The following is a 26349-nucleotide window of genomic DNA, read 5'->3' on the forward strand; positions in this document are numbered from 1 at the left end:
GCCTGGTTTTACCGTCCGGCTTGCCGCGGGTTGGCTATCGTTGATCCGTACGTGGCGGACGCATGCGACGCTTCACCTATAACAAAGCCCAAGCGGAGTACCACAGATGGCGTTTTTCACCGCAGCCAGCAAAGCCGACTTCCAGCATCAACTGCAGGTGGCCCTGGCGCAGCACATCAGCGAGCAGTCCCTGCCACAAGTGGCGCTGTTCGCCGAACAGTTCTTCGGCATCATCTCTCTGGACGAACTTACCCAGCGCAGGCTGTCGGACCTGGCCGGCTGCACGCTGTCCGCCTGGCGCATCATCGAGCGCTTCGACCCCCAGCACCCGCAGGTGCGGGTCTACAACCCTGATTACGAACGCCACGGCTGGCAGTCCACGCACACCGTGGTCGAGGTGCTGCACCACGACCTGCCATTCCTGGTCGACTCGGTGCGCACCGAACTCAACCGCCGCGGCTACAGCATCCACACGCTACAGACCACCGTGCTCAGCGTGCGCCGTGGCGCCAAGGGCGAACTGGTCGAGCTGCTGCCCAAGGGCACCTCGGGCGAAGGCGTCAGCCATGAGTCGCTGATGTACCTGGAAATCGACCGCTGCGCCAACGCCGCCGAGCTCACCACGCTCACAAAAGAGCTGGAGCAGGTGCTGGCCGAGGTGCGCGGCGTGGTCGCCGACTTCGAGCCGATGAAGGCCAAGATCCGCGAATTGCTCGAGCTGGTCGAGCAGAACGCCTTCGGCCCGGCGCAGAACGACAAGGCCGAGGTGAAGAGCTTCCTGTCGTGGTTGCTGGACAACCATTTCACCTTCCTCGGCTATGAAGAATTCACCGTCGCCTCCGACGCCACCGGCGGCCACCTGGTTTACGACGAGGGCTCGTTCCTCGGCCTGACGCGCCTGCTGCGGGCCGGTCTGGGCGCCGATGACCTGCGCATCGAGGAATACGCCGTCGCCTACCTGCGCGAGCCACGCCTGCTGTCGTTCGCCAAGGCCTCGCAACCGAGCCGCGTGCATCGCCCGGCCTACCCGGACTACGTGTCGATCCGCCAGATCGACAAAGACGGCAACGTTGTCAAGGAGTGCCGTTTCATGGGCCTGTACACCTCGTCGGTGTACGGCGAGAGCGTGCACACCATCCCCTACATCCGTGGCAAGGTCGCCGAAGTCGAGCGCCGCTCGCACTTCGACCCGAAAGCCCACCTGGGCAAGGAACTGGCCCAGGTACTCGAGGTGCTGCCGCGCGACGACCTGTTCCAGACCCCGGTCGACGAACTGTTCAGCACCGCGATGTCGATCGTGCAGATCCAGGAGCGCAACAAGATCCGCGTGTTCCTGCGCAAGGACCCGTACGGCCGCTTCTGCTACTGCCTGGCCTATGTGCCGCGCGAGATCTACTCCACCGAAGTGCGGCAGAAGATCCAGCAGGTGCTGATGGAGCGCCTGAAGGCCACCGACTGCGAGTTCTGGACCTTCTTCTCCGAGTCGGTGCTGGCCCGCGTGCAACTGATCCTGCGCGTCGACCCGAAGAACCGCATCGACATCGACCTGCAGCAGCTGGAAAACGAAGTGATCCAGGCCTGCCGCTCGTGGCAGGACGACTTCTCCACGCTGGTGGTGGAGAACTTCGGCGAAGCCCACGGCACCAACATCCTCGCCGACTTCCCCAAAGGCTTCCCGGCCGGCTACCGCGAGCGCTTCGCCGCGCATTCGGCGGTGGTCGACATGCAGCACGTGCTCAACCTGTCGGAAACCAAGCCGCTGGCCATGAGCTTCTACCAGCCGCTCACGCAGCTGGGCGAGCGCCAGTTGCACTGCAAGCTGTACCACGCCGACACGCCGCTGGCGCTGTCGGACGTGTTGCCGATCCTGGAAAACCTCGGCCTGCGCGTGCTCGGTGAGTTCCCGTACCGCCTGCGCCACGCCAGCGGCCGCGAGTTCTGGATCCACGACTTCGCCTTCACCTACAGCGAAGGCCTGAACCTCGACATCCAGCAGCTCAACGACACCTTCCAGGACGCCTTCGTCCATATCGTCAAGGGCGACGCCGAGAACGACGCCTTCAACCGCCTGGTGCTCACCGCCGGCCTGCCATGGCGCGACGTGGCGCTGCTGCGCGCCTACGCCCGCTACCTCAAGCAGATCCGCCTGGGCTTCGACCTGGGCTACATCGCCAGCACCCTGAACAACCACACCGACATCGCCCGCGAACTGACCCGGTTGTTCAAGACCCGCTTCTACCTGGCGCGCAAGCTGACCCAGGATGACCTGGACGACAAGCAGCAGCGCCTGGAGCAGGCGATCCTCACGGCCCTGGACGAGGTCCAGGTGCTCAACGAGGACCGCATCCTGCGCCGCTACCTGGACCTGATCAAGGCGACGTTGCGCACCAACTTCTACCAGCCGGACGCCAACGGCCAGAACAAGTCCTACTTCAGCTTCAAGTTCAACCCGAAACTGATCCCCGAACTGCCGAAGCCGGTGCCCAAGTTCGAGATCTTCGTCTATTCGCCACGGGTCGAGGGCGTGCACCTGCGCTTCGGCAATGTCGCCCGCGGCGGCCTGCGCTGGTCGGACCGCGAAGAGGACTTCCGCACCGAAGTGCTCGGCCTGGTCAAGGCCCAGCAGGTGAAGAACTCGGTGATCGTGCCGGTGGGCGCCAAGGGCGGCTTCCTGCCGCGCCGCCTGCCGTTGGGCGGCAGCCGCGACGAGATCGCCGCCGAAGGCGTGGCGTGCTACCGCATCTTCATCTCCGGCCTGCTCGACATCACCGACAACCTCAAGGACGGTGGCGTGGTGCCGCCATTGAACGTTGTCCGTCACGATGACGACGACCCGTACCTGGTGGTGGCGGCGGACAAAGGCACCGCGACCTTCTCCGACATCGCCAACGGCATCGCCATCGACTACGGCTTCTGGCTGGGCGACGCCTTCGCCTCGGGCGGCTCGGCCGGTTACGACCACAAGAAGATGGGCATCACCGCCCGTGGCGCCTGGGTGGGCGTGCAGCGCCACTTCCGCGAGCGCGGCATCAACGTGCAGGAAGACCCGATCACCGTGGTCGGTGTCGGCGACATGGCCGGCGACGTGTTCGGCAACGGCCTGCTGATGTCCGACAAGCTGCAACTGGTGGCGGCGTTCAACCACCTGCACATCTTCATCGACCCGAACCCGGACCCGGCCACCAGCTTCGTCGAGCGCAAGCGCCTGTTCGACCTGCCGCGCTCGGCTTGGAGCGACTACGACACCAGCATCATGTCCGAAGGCGGCGGGATCTTCCCGCGCAGCGCCAAGAGCATCGCCATCAGCCCGCAGATGAAGGAACGCTTCGCCATCGAAGCCGACCGCCTGACGCCGACCGAGCTGCTGCACGCGCTGCTGCAGGCGCCGGTCGACCTGCTGTGGAACGGCGGTATCGGCACCTACGTCAAGGCCAGCAGCGAAAGCCACGCCGATGTCGGCGACAAGGCCAACGACGCCCTGCGCGTCAATGGCAACGAGCTGCGCTGCAAGGTGGTGGGCGAGGGCGGCAACCTGGGCATGACCCAGCTCGGCCGTGTCGAGTTCGGCCTGAACGGCGGCGCCACCAACACCGACTTCATCGACAACGCCGGTGGCGTGGACTGCTCCGACCACGAGGTCAACATCAAGATCCTGCTCAACGAGGTTGTGCAGGGTGGCGACATGACCGAGAAGCAGCGCAACCAGCTGCTGGGCAGCATGACCGACGAAGTGGCCGGCCTGGTGCTGGGCAACAACTACAAGCAGACGCAAGCGCTGTCGCTGGCGGCCCGCCGTGCCCGCGAACGGATCGCCGAGTACAAGCGCCTGATGGCTGATCTCGAGGCCCGCGGCAAGCTGGACCGCGCCATCGAGTTCCTGCCCACCGAGGAGCAGCTGGCCGAGCGCCTGGCCGCCGGCCAGGGCCTGACCCGCGCCGAGCTGTCGGTGCTGATCTCGTACAGCAAGATCGACCTCAAGGAGCAGTTGCTCAAGTCGCTGGTGCCGGACGACGACTATCTCACCCGTGACATGGAGACGGCCTTCCCGCCGTCGCTGGTGAGCAAGTTCGCCGATTCGATGCGCCGTCACCGCCTGAAGCGCGAGATCGTCAGCACCCAGATCGCCAACGACCTGGTCAACAACATGGGCATCACCTTCGTGCAGCGCCTGAAGGAGTCCACCGGCATGAGCCCGGCGAACGTTGCCGGCGCCTATGTGATCGTGCGCGACATCTTCCACCTGCCGCACTGGTTCCGCCAGATCGAGGCGCTGGACTACCAGGTCCCGGCCGAGATCCAGTTGACGCTGATGGACGAACTGATGCGCCTGGGCCGTCGCGCCACCCGTTGGTTCCTGCGCAGCCGCCGCAACGAGCAGGACGCGGGTCGTGACGTCGCCCACTTCGGGCCGGTGCTCGCGCAGCTGGGGCTCAAGCTCGATGAACTGCTGGAAGGGCCGACCCGCGAGCGCTGGATGGTCCGCTACCAGGGCTTCGTCGAAGCCGGCGTGCCGGAGCTGCTGGCGCGCATGGTCGCGGGTACCACCCACTTGTACACCCTGCTGCCGATCATCGAGGCCTCGGACGTCACCGGCCACGACCCGGCACAGGTGGCCAAGGCGTTCTTCGCCGTGGGCAGTTCGCTGGACCTGACCTGGTACCTGCAGGAAATCAGCAACCTGCCGGTGGACAACAACTGGCAGGCCCTGGCCCGCGAGGCGTTCCGCGACGATATCGACCTGCAGCAGCGGGCGATCACCATCTCCGTGTTGCAGATGGCCGACGCGCCGGACGACATGGACGCCCGCGTCGCGCTGTGGTGCGAGCAGCACCGGGTGATGGTCGAGCGCTGGCGGGCCATGCTCGATGACCTGCGCAACGCCACCGGCACCGACTATGCGATGTACGCGGTGGCCAACCGCGAGCTGGTCGACCTGGCGATGAGCGGGCAGGCGGTGGTGATTCCGTCCTGAGCCTTGCGTTGAAGTGAAAAAAGAAGCCCCGGCAGCGATGCCGGGGCTTTTTATTTGGAGTTGCACAATTTGTGTAGGAGCGGCCTTGTGCCGCGAAAGGGCTGCACAGCAGCCCCAGGATCTCGCCTTTGGCGCGGGAATTGCCGGGGCCGCGTTGCGGCCCTTTCGCGGCACAAGGCCGCTCCTACAGGGGGGCGGTGTGTTATTTGAATCTGCGTTCCACGCCTTTCTCCACGAGGATCTTCGCCGAAATCTCTTCCACCGAGAAATGCGTGGAGTTGATGTTGGGGATGTTCTCCTTGCGGAACAGGTTCTCCACCTCGCGCACCTCGAACTCGCACTGGGCGAAGCTCGAATAGCGGCTGTTGGGCTTGCGCTCGTGGCGGATGGCGGTCAGGCGGTCGGGGTCGATGGTCAGGCCGAACAGCTTGCTGTGGTGCTTCTTCAGCACCGCCGGCAGCTGCAGGCGCTCCATGTCGTCCTCGGTCAACGGGTAGTTGGCGGCGCGGATACCAAACTGCATGGCCATGTACAGGCAGGTCGGGGTCTTGCCGCAACGCGACACGCCCACCAGGATCAGGTCGGCCTTGTCGTAGTAGTGGGTGCGCGCGCCGTCGTCGTTGTCGAGGGCGAAGTTGACCGCCTCGATGCGCTCCATGTAGTTCGAGTTGCCGCCGATCGAGTGGGATTTGCCCACGGAATAAGACGAATGGGCGGTCAATTCCTGCTCGAGCGGGGATAAAAACGTCGAGAAGATGTCGATCATGAAGCCATTGGATGTGGCCATGACCTCACGGATGTCCTGGTTGACGATGGTGTCGAAGATGATCGGACGCACCCCGTCGCGCTCGGCAGCGGCATTGATCTGCTGGACCATGGCGCGAGCCTTGTCCAGCGTATCGATGTAGGGGCGCGTGAATTTGTTGAACGGAATGCTCTCGAATTGTGCGAGCAGGCTCTGGCCCAGCGTTTCTGCGGTGATGCCGGTACCGTCGGAGATGAAGAACGCAGTTCGTTTCATTTGCACCTGGGGCCTTAAGCTGCCGAATATTTCTGGATATGATAGGTTCGGTTTGCCGAACAGGGTCGTTTGGCATTCTCACTTATTTTCCAGGTCCAGGCCACAAGCGTCCCGGCCCAGTCGCAAAACCGGCAGGCGGGCGCCCTTGAGCTTTTCCAATACAGTTAGTGGAGAGATCACCTTGGTAGAGTACGTAGTTTCCCTCGATAAGCTCGGCGTCCATGATGTGGAGCATGTGGGGGGCAAGAACGCATCCCTCGGCGAGATGATCAGCAACCTCGCCGGTGCCGGCGTGTCGGTGCCGGGCGGCTTTGCCACTACGGCCCAGGCGTACCGCGACTTTCTCGAGCAGAGTGGCCTGAACGACCGCATCCATGCGGCGCTCGACGCCCTGGATGTGGACGACATCAACGCCCTGGCCAAGACCGGCGCGCAGATCCGCCAGTGGGTGATGGAAGCCGAATTCCCGGCGCGCCTGGATTCGGAAATCCGTACGGCCTTCGCGCAGATGTCCAAGGGCAACGACAACATGGCCGTGGCCGTGCGTTCCTCGGCCACCGCCGAAGACCTGCCGGACGCTTCCTTTGCCGGCCAGCAGGAGACCTTCCTCAATATCCGCGGCGTCGACAACGTGATCCGCGCCGCCAAGGAAGTATTCGCCTCGTTGTTCAACGACCGCGCCATCGCCTACCGCGTGCACCAGGGCTTCGACCACAAGCTGGTCGCCCTGTCCGCTGGCGTGCAGCGCATGGTCCGCTCCGAAACCGGCACCGCCGGTGTGATGTTCACCCTCGATACCGAATCGGGCTTCCGCGACGTGGTGTTCATCACCGGCGCCTACGGCCTGGGTGAAACCGTCGTGCAGGGCGCGGTCAACCCTGACGAATTCTATGTCCACAAGCAGACGCTGCAGGCCGGTCGCCCGGCTATCCTGCGCCGCAACCTGGGCAGCAAGGCGATCAAGATGGTCTACGGCGACGAAGCCAAGGCCGGCCGTTCGGTCAAGACCGTCGAAGTCGACCGTGCCGATCGCGCGCGCTTCTGCCTGAGCGACGCCGAAGTCAACGAACTGGCCAAGCAGGCCATGATCATCGAGCAGCACTACCAGCGCCCGATGGACATCGAGTGGGCCAAGGACGGTGACGACGGCAAACTGTACATCGTCCAGGCCCGCCCCGAGACCGTGAAGAGCCGCTCCAGCGCCAATGTCATGGAGCGCTACCTGCTGAAAGAGAAGGGCACCGTGCTGGTCGAAGGCCGGGCCATCGGCCAGCGCATCGGCGCCGGCAAGGTCCGCGTCATCCACGACGTCTCGGAAATGGACAAGGTCCAGCCGGGCGACGTGCTGGTCTCGGACATGACCGACCCGGACTGGGAACCGGTGATGAAACGCGCCAGCGCCATCGTCACCAACCGCGGCGGCCGCACCTGCCACGCGGCGATCATCGCGCGTGAACTGGGCATCCCGGCGGTCGTCGGTTGCGGCAACGCCACCCAGGTGCTGAAAGATGGCCAGGGTGTCACCGTCTCCTGCGCCGAAGGCGACACCGGCTTCATCTTCGAAGGCGAGCTGGGCTTCGACATCAAGCAGAACTCGGTGGATGCCATGCCCGAGCTGCCGTTCAAGATCATGATGAACGTCGGCAACCCGGACCGCGCCTTCGACTTCGCCCAGCTGCCCAACGCTGGTGTCGGCCTGGCACGCCTGGAGTTCATCATCAACCGCATGATCGGCGTGCACCCCAAGGCGCTGCTCAACTACGCCGGCCTGCCGCCTGAGCTGAAGGACAGCGTCGACAAGCGCATCGCCGGCTACGACGATCCGGTTGGCTTCTATGTCGAGAAACTGGTCGAGGGCATCAGCACCCTGGCTGCGGCCTTCTACCCGAAAAAGGTCATCGTGCGCCTGTCGGACTTCAAGTCCAACGAGTACGCCAACCTGATCGGCGGCAAGCTGTACGAGCCGGAAGAAGAGAACCCGATGCTGGGCTTCCGTGGCGCCTCGCGCTACATCAGCGAATCGTTCCGTGACTGCTTCGAACTCGAGTGCCGCGCGCTCAAGCGCGTGCGTAACGACATGGGCCTGACCAACGTCGAGATCATGGTGCCGTTCGTGCGCACCCTGGGCGAGGCCAGCCAGGTCGTCGACCTGCTCGCCGAGAACGGCCTGGCCCGCGGCGACAACGGTCTGCGCGTGATCATGATGTGCGAGCTGCCGTCCAACGCGCTGCTGGCCGACGAGTTCCTCGAATACTTCGACGGCTTCTCCATCGGCTCCAACGACCTCACTCAGCTGACGCTGGGCCTGGACCGCGACTCCGGTATCATCGCCCACCTGTTCGACGAGCGTAACCCGGCCGTGAAGAAGCTGCTGGCCAACGCCATTCAGGCGTGCAACAAGGCCGGCAAGTACATCGGCATTTGCGGCCAGGGCCCGTCGGACCACCCTGACCTCGCCAAATGGCTGATGGAGCAGGGTATCGAGAGCGTGTCGCTGAACCCGGACTCGGTGCTCGAAACCTGGTTCTTCCTGGCCGAAGGCCAGGGCGCGGCCTGATGTGATCGGCGGGAGCGCTGCTGCGTTCCCGCTTCGGACCTTGTAGGAGCGGGCTTGCCCCGCGATAGCGCCAGTGCGGACGCCTTGGTCGTCTGGTCTGGCCCGATCGCGGGTCAAGCCCGCTCCTGCATTTCGTTTCCCTTGTATGTTTGTGAACCCATGCAAAGCAGCAGCACCCTTTTCCCCGTCGCGTTGCTCAGTGCCGAGCGCCGCGGCGACCTCAGCGAAGACGTCTATCGGATCAAGGCCGGCAACAGCCCGGACCCGAGCGTCGAGCTGGCAGTCACCCGTCTGGGGCTGGCTGATCAACGGCGCGCCCAGGGCGTGCCGGTCATTCTGCTGCACGGCAGCTTTTCCAACCGACGGTTCTGGTTCTCGCCCAAGGGCATCGGCCTGGGCGCCTTCCTCGCGCGCGCGGGTTTCGATGTGTGGGTTCCGGAAATGCGTGGCCACGGCTTGTCGCCACGCAACCGTGACTGGCGCCACAACCGGGTGGCGGACTACGCCCGCTACGACTTGCCGGTGATCGGCGCGTTCGTTCGCGAGCAGACCGGGCAGGCGCCGCACTGGGTCGGGCACTCGCTGGGTGGTACCACCCTGGCCGCGGCTCTGGGTAGTGGATACCTGGAGGCCGGGCTGGTGGCCAGCGCAGCGTTGTTCGGTACTCAGGTCAGCCGGATCTACTGGCCTTTGAAAGTACCTCCGGTGGAGTGGGGCGCGCGTCTGCTGATCAAGCGTTTCTCGCAGATTTCCGGCTCGCGCCTCAAGCGCGGTCCGGAAGACGAGCCCATCGGCCTGGCCCTGGAAAGCCTGCACTGGAATGGCCTGTTCGGGCGCTTTGGTGACAAGGAACAGGACTGGTGGGCGGGGCTGGCGGACGTCGAGGTGCCGCTGCTGGCAGTAGCCGGCGCGGCGGACTTCCAGGACCCGGTGTGGGCCTGCCGCAAGCTGTTCGAGCAGTTCGGCGGCGACAGCAAGCAGTTCCTGCGCCTGGGGCGCGAGGAGGGCTTCGAGGCCTTCGGGCATGTCGACATGCTGGTCAGCAAGGCGGCGCAGGCACAGGTGTGGCCACTGGTGGAGCGCTGGTTGAGGGATCCGCTGGTAGCGGTGCATGCCTCGACGGTGGCAGTGGAACCTGTAGCGGTCAGCTAGCCGCTTGCGCCTGTGCTGAACGCTGCGCGGTACCTGTAGGAGCCGGCCTTGCCGGCGAATGGGCCAGAGCAGTCAACACAAGGCAGTTGCTCCCCTGCCTGGCCCGGCTTTGCCGGGCATCGCCAGCAAGGCTGGTTCCTACAGGTTCCGGTACTGCGGTAGGTGCGGGCTCGCCCGCGAAGAGGCCGGTACCGGCTGCAGCAAACTGACTGACCGGTCCCGGATGACTGCCATGCCATCCAAGGTGTAGCCTTGAGGCCACCTTCGCTTTCGTTGTGACTGACAGGAGTTTCCCATGCAGCATTACGTAACGCCCGACCTGTGCGACGCCTACCCGGACCTGGTCCAGGTGCTCGAACCCATGTTCAGCAACTTCGGTGGCCGCGATTCGTTCGGTGGCCAGATCGTCACCATCAAATGCTTCGAGGACAACTCGCTGGTCAAGGAGCAAGTCGATCTCGACGGCAAGGGCAAGGTCCTGGTGGTCGATGGCGGCGGTTCGCTGCGCCGCGCGTTGCTGGGCGACATGCTCGCCGAGAAGGCCGCGAAGAACGGCTGGGAAGGCCTGGTGATCTACGGCTGCGTGCGTGACGTTGATGTGCTGGTACAGACCGATGTCGGCGTGCAGGCCCTGGCCAGCCACCCGATGAAGACCGACAAGCGCGGCATCGGTGACCTCAACGTCGCGGTCACGTTTGCCGGCGTGACCTTCCGTCCGGGCGAGTATGTGTACGCCGACAACAATGGCGTGATCGTCTCGCCAAGCCCGCTGAAGATGCCGGAGTGACGCGCCGCGGGCGCTGATGGAGCTTTGATGTTCGAGGAAGACAACGCGCAGTGGGGCCTGGTGCATGCCCTGGTGCTCGATGGCAAGGGTGGCGCGCGTTCGATCGCGCGGACCGAGCTGGACGATCTGCAGTTGGATGCCCATGAGAGCCTGTGGCTGCATTGGGATCGCAGCCACCCGCAGACCCGCACCTGGCTGCTGCAGGACAGTGGCCTGAGCGAGTTCGCCTGCGACCTGCTGCTGGAAGAAAACACCCGTCCACGCCTGCTGCAACTGGCCAACGAGCAGATGCTGCTGTTCCTGCGCGGTGTCAACCTCAACCCGGGCGCGGAGCCTGAGGACATGGTGTCGGTGCGCATCTTCGCCGAGGCGCGCCGGGTCATCTCGTTGCGCCTGCGCCCTTTGCGCGCCAGTGACGAAATGCTGCAACAGCTGGACGAGGGCAGGGGGCCGAAATCGGCCTCCGAACTGCTCCTGCTGATGGGCGAACTGCTCACGGAAAAGGTCCAGGCACTGGTCAGCGACCTGTCGGAAGCCGTCGATTTCGAGGAAGAGAAGGTGGAATCCGACGAACGGTATGCGCCGGAGCAGGGCAGCCTGCAGCAGATCCGCCGTCGCGCCGCCGGCCTGCGCCGCTTTCTTGCCCCGCAACGGGATATCTACGCCCAGTTGTCGCGCAACAAGTGCAGCTGGTTCGCCGACCCCGACGCGGACTACTGGAACGAGCTGAACAACAGTCTGATCCGCTACCTGGAAGAGCTGGAGCTGGCCCGCGAGCGCGCCGCCCTGGTGCTGGAGAGCGAGGACCGGCGGCGCAGCGAGCGGATGAACCGGACCATGTACCGCTTCGGCATCATCACCTGCATCTTCCTGCCCATGAGCTTCGTCACCGGGCTGCTGGGCATCAACGTCGGCGGTATTCCGGGTTCCGGCAGCCCCTACGGCTTCCTGTTCGCCAGCCTGATCGTGCTGGGGTTGGCGGTGGGGCAGTGGCTGTTGTTCCGGCGGCTGAGGTGGGTGTGATGCGTTTCAACGCGGGGCAAGGCGAGTGTAAATCTCATTTTGAAACATCCGTCCCACATTCATGTGTGACCCATCGGGCGGCGCCCTCGTCTTTGACTCACATTGCGCGAGGTGCCCATGCACGATCCGTTTGAAGAATCCCTGCGCGACCTGCTCAAGGCGTCGCCGTCCGGCCAGGACCGTGACGACGCCGCCTGCCTGGGTCGCGTGCTCAAGACCGCCAACCGCCAGGTCGGCGCGGGCGATCTGTTCAGCCTGCTTGGCCGTTGGAGCCAGGCGCTGCTGATCGCCGTGAACAATGGCTCGGCGCATGTCGCGCCGGTCCGTCGCAACTCTACCCGCAACGCTGCCGCTGGCAGGCACGCAGATAAGGCCGATTGAATATGGAACTCGATCTCTGGACCCAGAGCCTGGTCACCGCCATGACCGCCCTTTGGACCAAGGTGGCGAACTTCATCCCCAACCTGTTCGGCGCACTGGTCGTGGTGCTGCTTGGTTTCGTCGTGGCCAAACTGCTCGACACCTTGCTCTCCAAGGTGCTCGCCAAGTTTGGCCTTGACCGCCTGATGAGCGGCACCGGGCTGACCAAGATGCTGGCCCGGGTCGGCATCCAGGTGCCGATCTCGACACTGATCGGCAAGATCGTCTACTGGTTCGTGTTGCTGATCTTCCTGGTCTCGGCCGCAGAATCGCTTGGGCTCGAGCGGGTCTCGGCCACCCTCGACATGCTCGCCCTGTACCTGCCCAAAGTGTTCGGCGCGGCGCTGGTGCTGCTGGCCGGCGTGCTGCTGGCGCAACTGGCCAATGGCCTGGTGCGCGGCGCCGCCGAGGGTATCGGCCTGGAGTACGCCGCAGGCGTCGGGCGTATCGTCCAGGGCCTGGTGATCATCATCAGCATCTCGGTGGCCATCAGCCAGCTCGAGGTCAAGACCGACCTGCTGAACCACGTGATCGTCATCGGTTTGATTACCGTTGGTCTGGCAGTTGCACTGGCGATGGGCCTGGGCAGCCGTGAAATCGCCGGGCAGATCCTGGCCGGAATCTATGTGCGTGAGCTGTATCAAGTAGGCCAGCAGGTGCGTATTGGCGAGGTCGAAGGGCATATCGAGGAGATCGGCACGGTCAAGACGACGCTGCTCACTGATGATGGCGAATTAGTGTCGTTTTCCAATCGCGTGCTGCTTGAGCAGCGCGTGAATAGCCGCTAACCGCACAAAAGCTGTTAATGTATGCCGCCGCGAAATCGGCCCAAGGGGGCCGAGCGGCGACATTGACCTGACTGTCGGCCAGATCCGTTTTGAATAAAGTTCATTCGCCGCCCATGCGCTATGACCCCCGAGAGCTCACCGACGAGGAGTTGGTGGCGCGTTCGCATGAGGAGCTGTTTCACGTTACCCGCGCCTATGAGGAACTCATGCGGCGCTACCAGCGGACGCTGTTCAACGTCTGCGCGCGCTACCTGGGGAACGATCGGGATGCCGACGATGTCTGTCAGGAGGTGATGTTGAAGGTGCTGTACGGGCTGAAGAACTTCGAGGGCAAATCGAAGTTCAAGACCTGGCTCTACAGCATCACCTACAACGAATGCATCACCCAGTACCGCAAGGAGCGGCGCAAGCGAAGGCTGATGGATGCCCTGAGCCTGGACCCTGTCGAAGAGGCGTCCGAGGACACGGCACCGAAGCCTGAAGAAAAGGGCGGGCTGGATAAATGGCTGGTGCATGTGAACCCGATCGACCGGGAAATCCTGGTGCTGCGATTTGTCGCAGAGCTGGAATTCCAGGAGATCGCGGACATCATGCACATGGGCCTGAGCGCCACGAAAATGCGCTACAAGCGCGCGCTCGACAAGCTTAGAGAGAAATTTGCAGGCCTGGCTGAAACTTAGTCGGTTGCAAATACCTCTAACCAACCGGCAAGTTCTGCTAGACTAGCCGTCGAGTTGTCCCCCGGATGTTGGTGGGACTGCTTAACTATCACCAGATGGGGATTTAACGGATGAAATTGAAAAACACCTTGGGCTTGGCCATTGGTACTCTCGTAGCCGCTACTTCGCTCGGTGCTCTGGCACAAGGCCAAGGCGCGGTCGAAATCGAAGGCAACGTCACCAAGCAGTTCTACGATAGCGAGCGCAACTTCAAGAACGACGGCACCAACCCTGGTGTTCGCCTCGGTTACTTCCTGACCGACGACGTCTCCCTTGACCTGGGCTACAACGAGACTCACAACGCTCGTGGCGAAGTCTTCAACAAAGACATCAAAGGCTCGAAAACCAAGCTGGACGCCACCTACCACTTCGGTACCGTCGGCGATGCCCTGCGTCCGTACGTTTCCGCTGGTTTCGCTCACGAGAGCCTGGGCCAGGCCACTCGTGGCGGCCGTGACCACTCCACCTTCGCCAACGTTGGCGCTGGCGCCAAGTGGTACATCACCGACATGTTCTTCGCCCGTGCCGGCGTCGAAGCCATGTACAACATCGACAACGGCAACACCGAGTGGGGTCCGACCGTTGGTCTGGGTCTGAACTTCGGTGGCAGCGGTGGCCAGAAAGCCGCTCCTGCGCCGGCTCCAGTTGCCGAAGTCTGCTCCGACAGCGACAACGACGGCGTCTGCGACAACGTCGACAAGTGCCCAGACACCCCAGCCAACGTTACCGTTGACGCTGATGGCTGCCCGGCTGTTGCCGAAGTCGTTCGCGTTGAGCTGGACGTCAAGTTCGACTTCGACAAGTCGGTCGTCAAGCCAAACAGCTACGGCGACATCAAGAACCTGGCTGACTTCATGAAGCAGTACCCACAGACCACCACCACCGTGGAAGGTCACACTGACTCCGTCGGCCCAGACGCTTACAACCAGAAGCTGTCCGAGCGTCGTGCCAACGCTGTCAAGCAGGTCCTGACCCAGCAGTACGGCGTAGAATCGAGCCGTGTTAGCTCGGTTGGCTACGGTGAGACCCGTCCGGTCGCCGACAACGCCACCGATGCTGGCCGCGCCGTCAACCGTCGCGTAGAAGCTCAGGTAGAAGCCCAGGCCAAGTAATTGGTTTGATGCTTCACGAAAAACCCGGCCTCGGCCGGGTTTTTCTTTGCCTGGCGTTCAAGGGCGCCAGATCGCTCGGCCCTTCTACGCTGTCGCACGGGAAACGGGGTTATCTGTAGGAGCGGCTTCAGCCGCGAAGCAGGCAACGCGGTTTCTGGTACCCGCTTCGCGGGTGATCGCGGCTAAAGCCGCTCCTACAGGTGTTATGTGTTGCGCCAAATCAATGGGCTATGGGAGCTCATCCCTTGAGCAGGGCGAGCAGTAGTACCAGGTTGAATAGCAGGGAAAGTAGCGCCACCGTTCGCCACACTTTAAGTGGCTCACGCTCCAGCAGCGGGCGTGGTCGGTCGGGCAGTTCCTGTCGATCCCCGCGCTCAAGCAGCAACAACCACTGTTCAGCCGTCTCGAAGCGGTGTGCCGGATTGGCCGCCACCGCCTGTTCCAGATTGCGCTGCAACCACTCAGGCAAGTCGGGGCGATAACGGGCGGCACTGACTGGAGCGCCGAAACGCGGCCGCTGGAAGGCTTCGATCTCACCGTAGGGATAGTGCCCAGTCAGCAAGTGGTACAACGTCACAGCCACTGCATAGAGGTCCTGGCGTGGGCTGGGTGGCTGGCCATCGAAGGCTTCCGGAGCGATGTACGACGGCGTGCCGGGCAAGGTGTGGGGCAAGTCCTCGGACAGGCCCTGGCAGTAGGCCAGGCCGAAGTCCAGCACACGCAACTGACCGTCGCTGCCCAGATGCAGGTTTTCCGGCTTGATGTCGCGATGCAGCAGATTGCGCCGATGCAGTATGCCGACCGCCTGCAACAGCTGGCGAGCGACCTCCAGCCACTGTGGCAGGGGCAATGGGCCGTGGCTGGCGAGCAGGGAGGCGAGGGTGGTACCTGGATACTCGCGCATCAGGTAGTACAGGTGTTGGCGCTGGCTGGCCGGGTGCGTCTCGGGGAAGTGCCGGCCGGCGACCCGGCGCAGGAACCACTCTTCCAGCAGCAGGCTCTGGGTCGCCTTGAGCGCCACCTCGCGGGTCTCGGGCAGCGTCTTGAGCAACCAGGCCTGGCCGTGGTCATCCCGCACACGATAGAGCAGTGACTGACGGCTTTGGCTGAGCATTCCTTCGACCGTCCAGCCATCGACCATCTGCCCGCTGCGCAAGGCGCCTGGCAGGGGCCATTGTTGCGACTGCGCCAGTGTATCGGCGAGGTTGGCCGAGCCCAGCGCATCGACGCGGACCAACAAGGCGCTGGCGTTGTCCTGGCTACCGCAAAGATGAGCGCAGGCCACCAATGTATCGGCGGCTTCCTGCAGATCTGGCTGTTCACGCAGGATCGCCTGGATATGCGTGTCTCCCAGACTGGCCCAGACGCCATCGCTGAGCAGCAGGAAGCACTCGCCTTCATGCAGATCACCCTCCAGGTAGTCCACCAGCAAGTGCTGATCCAGCCCCAGGGCGCGCTTGAGCACGTGCTGCATGCCCGGCTGATCCCAGACATGGTCCTCGCTCAGGCATTGCAGGCGGTCGCCATGCCAGCGGTACAGGCGGCAATCGCCGACATGGGCGAGGGTGAAGCGTCGCCCGCGCAATACCAGGGCGCTGAGGGTGGTCAGCAGGGGTTGGCCATTGCCTTGGGCGCGTAGCCAGCGGTTCTGTGCCAGCAGCAGGCGATCCAGGGCCTGGGGCACGCTCCAGGTGGCGGGCGTGGCGTAGTAGTCCAGCGCCAGTGCCTGGAGGCTGGCCCGCGCCGCCAGGCCGCCGTCGGCGCACTGGCTGACGCCGTCGGCGAGGGCGAACAGGTAGCCCTTGCTGGCGGCCAGCTCCGGCGCGGGGGTGACCAGGCGCAGGGCGTCCTGGTTTTCCGCCCGCGGCCCGGTGGCGCTGGCCTGGGCGAAACTCAGGCGCAGGCTCATACCCGTGCCGCGGTGACCGCCGCCGAGCCCCAGGTGGTGCGCCAGCGCAGCTTGACGCCATGCAGGCCGAACCAGGCCAGCACGCCGAGGCTGGCGAACAACCACAAGCCCAGCTGGTAGTCGCCGGTATGCTGCTTGATGGCACCCAATCCGGCCGCGAGGAGGAAGCCGCCGATACCACCGGCCATGCCGATCAGCCCGGTCATCACCCCGATCTCCTGGCGGAAGCGTTGCGGCACCAGTTGGAACACTGCGCCATTGCCGGCGCCCAACCCCAGCATGGCGCTGACGAACAGTGCCAGCGCGGCGGCCGCGCTGGGCAGGTTGAAGCCGACCGCGGCAATGCACACGGCCGCCACGCCGTACATGCCCAGCAAGGTGCGGATGCCGCCGAAGCGATCGGCCAGGGCCCCGCCCAGCGGGCGCATCAGGCTGCCGGCGAACACGCAGGCGGCGGTGTAGTAGCCAGCGGTGACCGGGCTCAGGGCGTACTGGTCGCTGAAGTAGCCGGGCAGGGCGCTGGCCAGGCCGATGAAGCCGCCGAAGGTGACGCTGTAGAAGAACATGAACCACCAGCTGTCGCGGTCGCCCAGGGCCTTGAGGTAGTCGGCCATGGCCTTCGGCTTGGGTCGCTCTGGGGCATTGCGCGCCAGCAGGGCGAACAGCGCCAGGGTCAGCAGCAGCGGCAGCAGGGCAAAGCCGAAGACATTGTTCCAGCCAAAGCCAGCCGCCAGGGCGGGCGCCAGCAGGGCGGCGAACACCGTGCCAGAGTTACCGGCGCCGGCGATGCCCATGGCTTTGCCCTGGTGCTGCGGTGGATACCACTGCGAGGCCAGTGGCAAGGAAACAGCGAACGAGGCTCCGGCGAAGCCGAGGAACACGCCGAGCAACAGTGCCTGCTCATAGCTGTGCACGCCCAGGTGCCAGGCGCAGGCCAGGGCGACGATCACCACCACCTGGCCGATGAGGCCGGCGGTCTTCGGTGACAGGCGGTCGACCAGCAGGCCCATGGCGAAGCGCAGCAGCGCGCCGGCCAGGATCGGCGTGGCCACCATCAGGCCCCGTTGCTGGGCGCTGAGTTGCAGGTCGGCGGCGATTTGCACCGCCAGGGGGCCGAGCAGGTACCAGACCATGAAACTCAGGTCGAAGTAGAGGAAGGCGGCAAACAGGGTGGGCAGATGCCCGGATTTCCAGAAGCTCGTATTCATCGAACACCTCGTTGGACGCACAACACAGGGGCGGAAACGCAAAGACGCCGCTGCCCGGTCCACGGTTGTGGAGAGGGGAGCGACGTCTTTGTCGGGGGTTTGGGGGCAACCGCCGTTGGCTACCTGGCCTGTAGTTCAGCAAGAGCCGGGCCAAGTTCTCGTAGGAGCCAGCCTTGCTGGCGAATGGCGTTGCCTGCTTCGCCAGCAAGGCTGGCTCCTGCAGAGGCGTTGGTGTTCAGCCGAGCATTTCGGACAGGGCGATGATCTGTTCCGCCACCTGGATCAGCTTCTGCTGGCGGCTCATGGCCTGGCGGCGCATCAGGGTGTAGGCCTGCTCTTCGTTGCAGTCCTTCATCTTCATCAGCAGCCCCTTGGCCTGCTCGATGCGCTTGCGTTCAGCCAGCTGCTGGTCGCGGGCCTGCAGTTGGGCGCGCAATGCCTGGTCGCTCTCGAAACGCGCCATGGCTACATCGAGGATGGGTTGCAGGCGTGCCGCGTGGATGCCTTCGATGATGTAGGCGCTGACTCCGGCCTGGATCGCCTGGCGCATCACCCCGGGATCGTGCTCGTCGGTGAACAGCACGATGGGCCGTGGGTGGTCGCGGCTGACCAGCACCATCTGCTCCAGTACATCCCGGCCGGGTGACTCGGTATCGATCAGCACCACGTCCGGGCGCACCGTTTCGACGCAGCCGGGCAGGTCGATGGTCAGGCCGCCGGCCTCGATCACCTCGAAGCCCGCCTCGCTCAACGCGGCCTTCAGGCGGCCAACCTTCTTTTCGGTGTCGTCGATCAGCAGGATGCGCAACATGATCGTCCCTCAGCGTCCGACGCGCGCGCCGGGCGCCGCGTCCAGGGCGTGCAGGCTGAAGCTGCGCGCGTAACCATGGGGGTCGCTGCCGTCCCAGCGGCCGCCGTCGATCAGCTGGCTGCTGCGCATCGGTAGCTCGGCGCAGGGTACGTGCAAGGCTTCGGCGGCCTCACGGTACAAGGCCAGTTGCTGGACCTGGCGTGCCACCGCGAGGTAATCCGGGTCTTCACGCAGGATGCCCCAGCGGCGGAACTGGGTCATGAACCACATGCCGTCGGAGAGGTAGGGCAGGTTGGCGCGCCCCTGGTCGAACAGGCGCAGTGCGTGGCGGTCCTGCCAGCGGTTGCCCAGGCCATCCTGGTAATCGCCAAGCAGGCGCGGTTCGATGCTGCTCACCGGGATGCCCAGGTAGCTGTCGCCACTGAGCAACTGCGCGGCGCCACGGCGATTCTCGAGGTTCTGCTCGATGAACCGGCTGGCGGCGAGGAGCGCCTTGATCAGTGCCCGGGTGCTGTTGGGGTATTGCTCGACGAAGCTGCGGGCGCAGGCCAGCACCTTCTCCGGGTGGTCCGGCCACACCGCCTGGCTGGTGGCCAGGGTGAAGCCCTGGCCTTTGGCGATGGCGTCGGCCGACCAGGGCTCGCCGGCACAGAAGCCGTCGATGCGCCCGGCCTGCAAGTGGGCGACCATCTGCGCGGGGGGCACCACCACGCTGTCGACGTCGCGCAGCGGGTGGATGCCCTGGCTGGCCAGCCAGTAGTACAGCCACATGGCATGAGTGCCAGTGGGGAAGGTCTGGGCGAAGGTCAGCCGTGCGCCATGCTGGTGCACCAACCGGGCCAGTGCCTCCGGGCTGGTCACGCCCTTGCGCTGCAGTGCCGGGGAGAGGTTGATGGCCTGGGCGTTCTGGTTCAGGCCCATGAGCACCGCCATGTCCCTGGCCGGGCCGCCGCCCACGCCCAGCTGCACGGCATAGACCAGCCCATACAGGCAGTGGGCGGCGTCCAGCTCGCCCCGGGTCAGCTTGTCGCGCAGGCCGGCCCATGAGGCCTGGCGGTGCAGGTTGAGGGTCAGGCCCTGCTGCTGGGCGAAGCCCTGGGTGGCGGCCACGATCACCGAGGCGCAGTCGGTCAGGGCCATGAAACCGATGTCCAGGCAGGTCTTCTCGGGGGCATCGCTGCCGTTGACCCAGGCCAGGGGCATTCTCGGGGGGGCTGTATTCACGGGGATCCTCGGGGGTTTCGGCGCAACTGCATGGGGCAGAATAAGCAACCCATGTGCCAGGGCCCTGTCGCCACGGCGGCGCGCTGGCTATAATCGCCCCCTCACACACCGCGAGTCCGCCCGCCCATGTATACCCTGGCCCGCCAGCTGCTGTTCAAGCTTTCCCCGGAAACCTCCCACGACCTCTCGCTGGACCTGATCGGCGCCGGTGGCCGCCTTGGGCTCAATGGCCTGCTGTGCAAGCAGCCAGCAGCGTTGCCGGTGAGTGTCATGGGCTTGAACTTCGCCAACCCGGTCGGCTTGGCCGCGGGCCTGGACAAGAACGGCGCGGCCATCGATGGCTTCGCGCAGTTGGGTTTCGGTTTCGTCGAGATCGGTACCGTGACGCCGCGCCCGCAACCGGGCAACCCCAAGCCGCGCCTGTTCCGTATTCCCGAGGCCACCGCGATCATCAACCGCATGGGCTTCAACAACCTGGGTGTCGACAACCTGCTGGCGCGGGTGCGGGCCTCGAAGTACAGCGGCGTGCTGGGTATCAACATCGGCAAGAACTTCGACACCCCGGTCGAGCGCGCCCAGGATGACTACCTGATCTGCCTGGAGAAGGTCTACAACGACGCCAGCTACATCACCGTCAACGTCAGCTCGCCCAACACGCCGGGCCTGCGCAGCCTGCAGTTCGGCGACTCGCTCAAGCAACTGCTCGATGCCCTGGCCGAGCGTCGGGAGCAACTGGCGGTGAGCAACGGCAAGCGCGTGCCGCTGGCGATCAAGATCGCCCCGGACATGAGCGACGAGGAAACCGCCCTGGTGGCGGCGGCGCTGATGGCGTCGGGGATGGACGCGGTGATCGCCACCAACACCACCCTTGGCCGCGAAGGTGTCGAGGGTCTGCCGTTCGGTGGCGAGGCGGGTGGGCTTTCGGGGGCGCCGGTGCTGGAGAAGAGCACGCACACGGTGAAGGTGCTGGCGGGCGAACTGGGTGGCAAGCTGCCGATCATTGCCGCCGGTGGTATCACCGAGGGCCGTCATGCGGCTGAGAAGATCGCCGCGGGTGCGAGCCTGGTGCAGATCTATTCGGGCTTCATCTACAAGGGGCCTGCGCTGATTCGCGAGGCGGTGGACGCGATTGCCGCGATGCCGAGGTGAGCCCATCGCGGATGAATCCGCAAATACAGGGGCGTGCGTCGTTCCCGGTAGGAGCGGATTCATCCGCGAAGCAGCCGGCACCGATTCAAGGCCATAAAAAAGGGCCCCTCAAAAGGGGCCCCTGGGCCGCAGCCCGCCGCCCGGATAGGGCGCGCATGGGTAACTCGAATTCAGTGTCCTCGTTCAGCCAACGGCGTGATTTTCGTTGAGTCTATGAATGCCAGCGGTACCGGTCATGCCGTCCCAATTGTCGCCGCGACCTTCGCGCCAGCCGTTGATCCAGGCCTGGCGAACGGATGGCAGGTTGAAGGGGCAAAGTTCGCGGGATTTGCCGGTGACCCCATACTGGTAGCCACGTGAATATGCTCTTTCCAACGGATCACGCTTAAGTCTTCTCATAGGGTGTTGCCCTCACTTGTTGACTGTAATGTCCCGTCGGCCTCTCCGAGGCCGGGCAGAATCGTTCTGCCGGTGTGCGCCCGCTGCCGGCGTGGCGGGCTGAAAGTGCCGTCCCGTTGCGAGACGACCTAAGGCCAGTTCTAACGAATGCAGGTCACAGTGTGAATGATCGATTTGTCATAAGGACGTAACGTTTTTGAGGGTGAGGGGATAAGTAAATAAATGCGACTGAACCTTGTTTGCCGTTGAGCCCGCTATGATCAGGGTTTAACGAACATTGGCGTCAATTGGCCAGCGTTGCTGGAGGATGAGCGTCATACTTGTTGATGCGACGAAGGGTCGCCCCTTGCGCCCACCGTCCTGGAATTTTTCATTCTGCCTGACGATCAAAGCTGCTTTCGCCAATGGCGCGGCGGCGATGTGTCGGGCGGCCCGGTCTTGCGGTGGGTCCGCAAGGCCACCCGGGCGCCTGCTGGAAGGCGTGCGGGCAAACAGCGGCAGGTCGCGCGTCGGCCTGTCATCTACCTAGCCAAAGGCTCTGGAATACTCATGTCGGACCGTTTCGAACTCTACCTCACCTGCCCCAAGGGCCTCGAAGGCCTGCTCGCCGAAGAGGCCAACCACCTGGGCCTGACCGAAGTGCGTGAACACACTTCGGCCATCCGCGGCTCGGCCGACATGGAAACCGCCTACCGCCTGTGCCTCTGGTCGCGCCTGGCCAACCGGGTGCTGCTGGTGCTCAAGCGTTTCTCGATGAAGAACGCCGACGACCTGTACGATGGCGTGCATGCCGTCGACTGGGCCGAACACCTGGAAGCCGATGGCACCCTGGCGGTGGAATTCAGCGGCCACGGCTCGGGCATCGACAACACCCACTTCGGCGCCCTGAAAGTGAAGGACGCCATCGTCGACAAGCTGCGCAACCGCGAGGGCCTGCGTCCGTCGGTGGACAAGCTCGACCCCGACCTGCGCGTGCACCTGCGCCTGGACCGTGGCGAGGCGATCCTGTCCCTCGACCTGTCCGGCCACAGCTTGCACCAGCGCGGCTACCGCTTGCAGCAAGGCGCCGCGCCACTGAAGGAAAACCTGGCGGCGGCGGTGCTGATCCGTGCCGGCTGGCCACGTATCGCCGCCGAAGGCGGCGCCCTGGCCGACCCGATGTGCGGCGTGGGCACCTTCCTGGTCGAGGCGGCGATGATCGCCGCCGATATCGCGCCCAACCTCAAGCGCGAGCGCTGGGGCTTCAGCGCCTGGCTTGGCCATGTGCCGGCGCTGTGGCGCAAGCTGCACGACGAGGCCCAGGCCCGTGCCCAGGCCGGCCTGGCCAAGCCACCACTGTGGATTCGCGGCTACGAGGCCGACCCACGCCTGATCCAGCCGGGGCGCAACAACGTCGAGCGCGCAGGCCTGGGTGACTGGGTGAAGATCTACCAGGGCGAGGTGGCCAGTTTCGAGCCGCGCCCTGACCAGAACCAGAAGGGCCTGGTGATCAGCAACCCACCCTACGGCGAGCGTCTGGGTGACGAAGCCAGCCTGCTGTACCTCTACCAGAACCTGGGCGAGCGTCTGCGCCAGGCCTGCATGGGCTGGGAGGCCGCGGTGTTCACCGGCGCGCCCGAGCTGGGCAAGCGCATGGGCATCCGCAGCCACAAGCAGTACGCATTCTGGAACGGCGCGTTGCCGTGCAAGCTGCTGCTGTTCAAGGTGCAGCCTGACCAGTTCGTCACGGGTGAACGTCGCCAGGCCGCAGTTGAAGAGGGCGAGCCCCGTCGCCAGGCCCCGGTGGCCAGCGAACCGGCACGCCTGTCCGAGGGTGCGCAGATGTTCGCCAATCGCCTGCAGAAGAACTTCAAGCAGCTGGGCAAGTGGGCCCGTCGCGAGCAGGTCGATTGCTATCGCGTCTACGATGCCGACATGCCCGAGTACGCCCTGGCGGTGGACCTGTACCAGGACTGGGTACACGTCCAGGAATACGCCGCGCCCCGTTCGGTCGATCCGGACAAGGCCCAGGTACGTCTGCTCGATGCCCTGGCGGCAATCCCCCAGGCACTGGGCATCGACCCGCAGCGCGTGGTGCTCAAGCGTCGCGAACGCCAGAGCGGCACCCGCCAGTACGAGCGCCAGGCCACCGAAGGCCGCTTCCAGGAAGTGACCGAGGGCGGCGTCAAGCTGCTGGTCAACCTCACCGACTACCTGGACACCGGCCTGTTCCTCGACCATCGCCCGATGCGCATGCGCATCCAGCGCGAGGCCGCCGGCAAACGCTTCCTCAACCTGTTCTGCTATACCGCCACGGCCAGCGTGCACGCGGCCAAGGGCGGTGCGCGCAGCACCACCAGCGTCGACCTGTCCAAGACCTACCTGGACTGGGCCCGTCGCAACCTGTCGCTCAATGGTTTCTCCGAGCGCAACCGCCTGGAACAGAGTGACGTGATGGCCTGGCTGCAGAATGCCCAGGACAGCTTCGACCTGATCTTCATCGACCCGCCGACCTTCTCCAACTCCAAGCGCATGGAAGGTGTGTTCGATGTGCAGCGCGACCACGTGGAACTGCTTGACCTGGCCATGGCGCGCCTGGCCCCCGGCGGGGTGTTGTATTTCTCCAACAACTTCCGCAAGTTCCAGCTCGATGAGCACCTGAGCGCGCGGTATGCCGTGGAGGAGATCAGCGCCCAGACCCTGGACCCGGACTTCGCCCGCAACAACCGCATCCACCGGGCCTGGCAACTGCGCCTGCGCTGAGTCGCGGGACTGCTGGCATGGCCTCTTGCTATTAGCTATAAAGTAGTAGGAGTGGGACCATTCGCAGGACGCTGACGTTGACGAGAGTTATCCATGTCGAACCCAAGCGTGCCTGCGAAGCTGCCCGGCCGGCTCGGCGCCGAGCTGTCCGCCTGGGGCGTGGCCCTGGCGGCGCTGGCCGTCGGCTGTCTGCTTACGGCTGCGCTGGCCACCGCCACCCATGCCTTCTACAAGCAGCAGTTGCGCCAGCGCTTCGAGCTGCTGGCCAGCGAGCGCCATAGCCGCATCGCCGAACGTTTCGAGGAGCAGGAGCGGCGCCTGGATGGGTTGCGCCGTTTCGTCGGCTACTCCCGCGAAATCACCCCCCGCGAATTTGACGGCTATGCCGGGCCGCTGCTGCACCGCACCCAGGCCTACTCCTGGGCGCCACGGGTGGCGGCCGACCAGCGTGAAGCGTTCGAGCAGCGTGCCGGTGCCTTGCTGGTGCGACCCTATCGCATCCGTGACCGGGATGCCCTGGGGGGCTGGCAGGATGCTCCGCCGCGCGCGTTCTACTACCCCGTGCTGTATACCCAGGCCGCGAGCCAGCAGGATCAACCCTATGGCTTCGACCTGCGCGGCCAGCCCCAGCGCGAGGCCACCCTGGCCCGGGCCTCTCGCCCGGGAAGCATGGCGGTGTCCGCGCCGCTGGACATGCTCAACGTGGAACCTGCCTATACCCGTGGCCTGCTGATGGTCGCGCCGGTGTTCAACGATGTGGCGCCGCAGGATGGCCCGCCCGGCGGCTATGTCATGGCCTTGCTGAGCCTGCACCAGTTGATCGCCGAAAGCCTGCCGACGGCCGTTGATGACAGCCTGGTGGTACGCATCCTCGACCTGTCGACCGAAGACAGTCATGAAGTGCTGTTCGACTCGGGCAACAGGCCCGCGCAGATCGGGCTGGCCAGCAGCTTCCTGTTGCGCCTGGCCGATCATCGGTACCAGCTCGATATCCGGCCGAGCCTGGGCTTTCTGCTTGCCAACCGTTCCTCTGCCGTCCTGGTGGTCAGCCTGTTGGGTGGCTTGCTCAGCGTGTTGCTGGCGACGTTGTTGTTCAGCCTGTTCAGCCAGCGTCAACGTGCCCTCGGGTTGGTCGCCCGGCGCACCGCCGAGCTGCGGGTCAGCGAACAGTCGCTCAGGGAAACCCACAACCAGCTGCGCAGTGTGCTGGATGCCGCGACCCAGGTCGCGATCATCGCCACCAGCCTGCGCGGGGTGATCGGCACCTTCAATGCCGGTGCCGAGCGCATGTTGGGTTACTCGGCGGATGAGGCGCTGGGGCACCTCACCCTCGAGGACCTGGTCCAGCCTGAGGAACTGCATCGCCGCGCCCACGCCTTGAGCGTGCGCTATGGCCGCGAGGTGGGCGCGGGCCAGGCGATGTTCGCCGAAACCGTGCAGGAAGCGGGAGGCGAGCCGGTCGAATGGACGCTGGTGCGCAAGGATGGCAGTCATTTGCTGGCCAACATGCTGGTGACTGCCGTGCTCGACGAACAGGGGCTGTGGGTCGGTTACCTGGCGATCTGCATCGATGTCACCGAGCGGCGGCGGGTCCATGAGGCATTGGCAGCCCGTGACCGGCTGCTGGAAAAGCTCAGTGCCGAGGTGCCGGGAGGGATCTATCAATATCGCCTGGATGCCGACGGCCACTCGTGTTTCCCCTACGCCAGCGCGGGGTTGCAGGACATCTACGAGGTCGACCTGGCCGAGTTGCGCCGCGACGCCAGCGCCGTGTTCGAGCGTATTCACCCCGACGATCTGGAGCAGGTGCGGCGCTCGGTGCTGTATTCGGCCGAGCACCTCACACCCTGGCGCGAAGAGTACCGGGTGTGCCTGCCACGGGCGGGGTTGCGCTGGGTCCGGGGGGAAGCGACGCCGGAGATCGGTGACCATGGCTGCACGTTGTGGCATGGCTACCTGACGGATATTTCCGACCTCAAGCGGGTGGAGGAGGAGCTGCGCGCGCTGTCTATCACTGATTCTCTTACCGGGATCCATAACCGGCGCTATTTCCAGGAGCGCCTGCGCATCGAGCTGGACCGTGCCCAGCGGGATGGGCAGGGACTGGCGGTGATCATGCTCGACATCGACCACTTCAAGCGGATCAACGATCAGTTCGGGCATGCGATGGGCGATCGGGTGTTGCGTAGCCTGTGCCAGCGGATCGGCCAGCGGTTGCGGCGTACCGATGTGTTTTGCCGGCTGGGTGGCGAGGAGTTCATGGTGCTGTGCCCAGGGAACAACGCCGAACAGGCGCGGTTGCTGGCGCTGGAGTTGTGGCAGGGGGTGCGAAACGCGCCAATAGAGGGGGTAGGGC

Annotated in this window: 18 protein-coding genes; 12 read left to right on the top strand and 6 right to left on the bottom strand. The window is 64.8% G+C overall.

What is annotated here, in order from left to right:
- Positions 1 to 106 precede the first annotated feature (106 nt).
- Entirely contained in the window at positions 107 to 4972 is a 4866-nt protein-coding gene (locus tag P5705_RS14595) for an NAD-glutamate dehydrogenase (protein ID WP_277461541.1), read from the top strand.
- 202 nt (positions 4973 to 5174) lie between these two features.
- On the opposite strand, the gene ppsR is transcribed toward P5705_RS14595, so the two are convergent.
- Positions 5175 to 5993, bottom strand: a complete 819-nt coding sequence (gene ppsR / locus P5705_RS14600) for a posphoenolpyruvate synthetase regulatory kinase/phosphorylase PpsR (protein ID WP_011532996.1) — start codon at positions 5991 to 5993, stop codon at positions 5175 to 5177.
- A gap of 181 nt (positions 5994 to 6174) precedes the next feature.
- Here ppsR and ppsA point away from each other — a divergent pair, with 181 nt between their 5' ends.
- From ppsA to P5705_RS14640, 8 genes are all read left to right on the top strand, one after another.
- Positions 6175 to 8550, top strand: a complete 2376-nt coding sequence (gene ppsA, locus P5705_RS14605; protein WP_277461542.1) for a phosphoenolpyruvate synthase — start codon at positions 6175 to 6177, stop codon at positions 8548 to 8550.
- A 159-nt stretch (positions 8551 to 8709) separates the two neighbouring features.
- Positions 8710 to 9702 (top strand): alpha/beta fold hydrolase, encoded by a 993-nt coding sequence (locus P5705_RS14610; RefSeq protein WP_277461543.1) that lies wholly within the window; start codon positions 8710 to 8712, stop codon positions 9700 to 9702.
- A gap of 295 nt (positions 9703 to 9997) precedes the next feature.
- Entirely contained in the window at positions 9998 to 10489 is a 492-nt protein-coding gene (rraA, locus tag P5705_RS14615; protein ID WP_011532999.1) for a ribonuclease E activity regulator RraA, read from the top strand.
- A gap of 27 nt (positions 10490 to 10516) precedes the next feature.
- Complete coding sequence (locus P5705_RS14620) at positions 10517 to 11512, top strand: zinc transporter ZntB (protein WP_277461545.1); 996 nt, start codon at positions 10517 to 10519, stop codon at positions 11510 to 11512.
- A 117-nt stretch (positions 11513 to 11629) separates the two neighbouring features.
- On the top strand, positions 11630 to 11893 hold the full coding sequence (locus tag P5705_RS14625; RefSeq protein WP_011533001.1) for a hypothetical protein: 264 nt from the start codon (positions 11630 to 11632) through the stop codon (positions 11891 to 11893).
- A gap of 2 nt (positions 11894 to 11895) precedes the next feature.
- Positions 11896 to 12720 carry a mechanosensitive ion channel family protein gene (locus tag P5705_RS14630; RefSeq protein ID WP_240065653.1) on the top strand — a complete coding sequence of 275 codons (825 nt, stop codon included), beginning with the start codon at positions 11896 to 11898 and terminating at the stop codon, positions 12718 to 12720.
- 113 nt (positions 12721 to 12833) lie between these two features.
- Positions 12834 to 13400 (top strand): RNA polymerase sigma factor SigX, encoded by a 567-nt coding sequence (gene sigX / locus P5705_RS14635; protein ID WP_044487874.1) that lies wholly within the window; start codon positions 12834 to 12836, stop codon positions 13398 to 13400.
- Positions 13401 to 13510: 110 nt separating this feature from the next.
- Positions 13511 to 14551 carry an OmpA family protein gene (locus P5705_RS14640; RefSeq protein ID WP_277461548.1) on the top strand — a complete coding sequence of 347 codons (1041 nt, stop codon included), beginning with the start codon at positions 13511 to 13513 and terminating at the stop codon, positions 14549 to 14551.
- 238 nt (positions 14552 to 14789) lie between these two features.
- On the opposite strand, the gene P5705_RS14645 is transcribed toward P5705_RS14640, so the two are convergent.
- From P5705_RS14645 to P5705_RS14660, 4 genes are all read right to left on the bottom strand, one after another.
- The gene (locus P5705_RS14645) at positions 14790 to 16460 is read right to left on the bottom strand and encodes a bifunctional protein-serine/threonine kinase/phosphatase (RefSeq protein ID WP_277461551.1); all 1671 of its coding nucleotides are present in this window, start codon (positions 16458 to 16460) and stop codon (positions 14790 to 14792) included.
- Entirely contained in the window at positions 16457 to 17668 is a 1212-nt protein-coding gene (locus P5705_RS14650) for a nitrate/nitrite transporter (protein ID WP_277461552.1), read from the bottom strand. Before P5705_RS14650 ends, P5705_RS14645 begins: the two co-directional genes overlap by 4 nt.
- Positions 17669 to 17903: 235 nt before the next feature.
- Positions 17904 to 18479 (bottom strand): ANTAR domain-containing response regulator, encoded by a 576-nt coding sequence (locus P5705_RS14655; RefSeq protein WP_213660270.1) that lies wholly within the window; start codon positions 18477 to 18479, stop codon positions 17904 to 17906.
- A 9-nt stretch (positions 18480 to 18488) separates the two neighbouring features.
- On the bottom strand, positions 18489 to 19703 hold the full coding sequence (locus tag P5705_RS14660; RefSeq protein WP_277461553.1) for a CmpA/NrtA family ABC transporter substrate-binding protein: 1215 nt from the start codon (positions 19701 to 19703) through the stop codon (positions 18489 to 18491).
- 126 nt (positions 19704 to 19829) lie between these two features.
- On the opposite strand from P5705_RS14660, the gene P5705_RS14665 reads away from it, so the two are divergent.
- Positions 19830 to 20852: a quinone-dependent dihydroorotate dehydrogenase gene (locus tag P5705_RS14665; protein WP_277461554.1), complete on the top strand. Its 1023-nt coding sequence runs from the start codon at positions 19830 to 19832 to the stop codon at positions 20850 to 20852.
- Between the two features lie 183 nt (positions 20853 to 21035).
- Here P5705_RS14665 and rmf read toward each other — a convergent pair whose 3' ends face one another.
- Positions 21036 to 21251: a ribosome modulation factor gene (rmf, locus tag P5705_RS14670; RefSeq protein WP_003248687.1), complete on the bottom strand. Its 216-nt coding sequence runs from the start codon at positions 21249 to 21251 to the stop codon at positions 21036 to 21038.
- A 549-nt stretch (positions 21252 to 21800) separates the two neighbouring features.
- On the opposite strand from rmf, the gene rlmKL reads away from it, so the two are divergent.
- Together rlmKL and P5705_RS14680 are read left to right on the top strand one after the other, a co-directional pair.
- Entirely contained in the window at positions 21801 to 23993 is a 2193-nt protein-coding gene (rlmKL, locus tag P5705_RS14675) for a bifunctional 23S rRNA (guanine(2069)-N(7))-methyltransferase RlmK/23S rRNA (guanine(2445)-N(2))-methyltransferase RlmL (protein ID WP_277461565.1), read from the top strand.
- Positions 23994 to 24086: 93 nt separating this feature from the next.
- Positions 24087 to 26349 (top strand): sensor domain-containing diguanylate cyclase (locus P5705_RS14680; RefSeq protein WP_277461566.1); only part of this gene is annotated, 2263 nt, incomplete at its 3' end.

Origin of the sequence: Pseudomonas entomophila (assembly GCF_029478665.1) — a bacterium.
Taxonomy (GTDB): Bacteria; Pseudomonadota; Gammaproteobacteria; order Pseudomonadales; family Pseudomonadaceae; genus Aquipseudomonas; species Aquipseudomonas entomophila_F.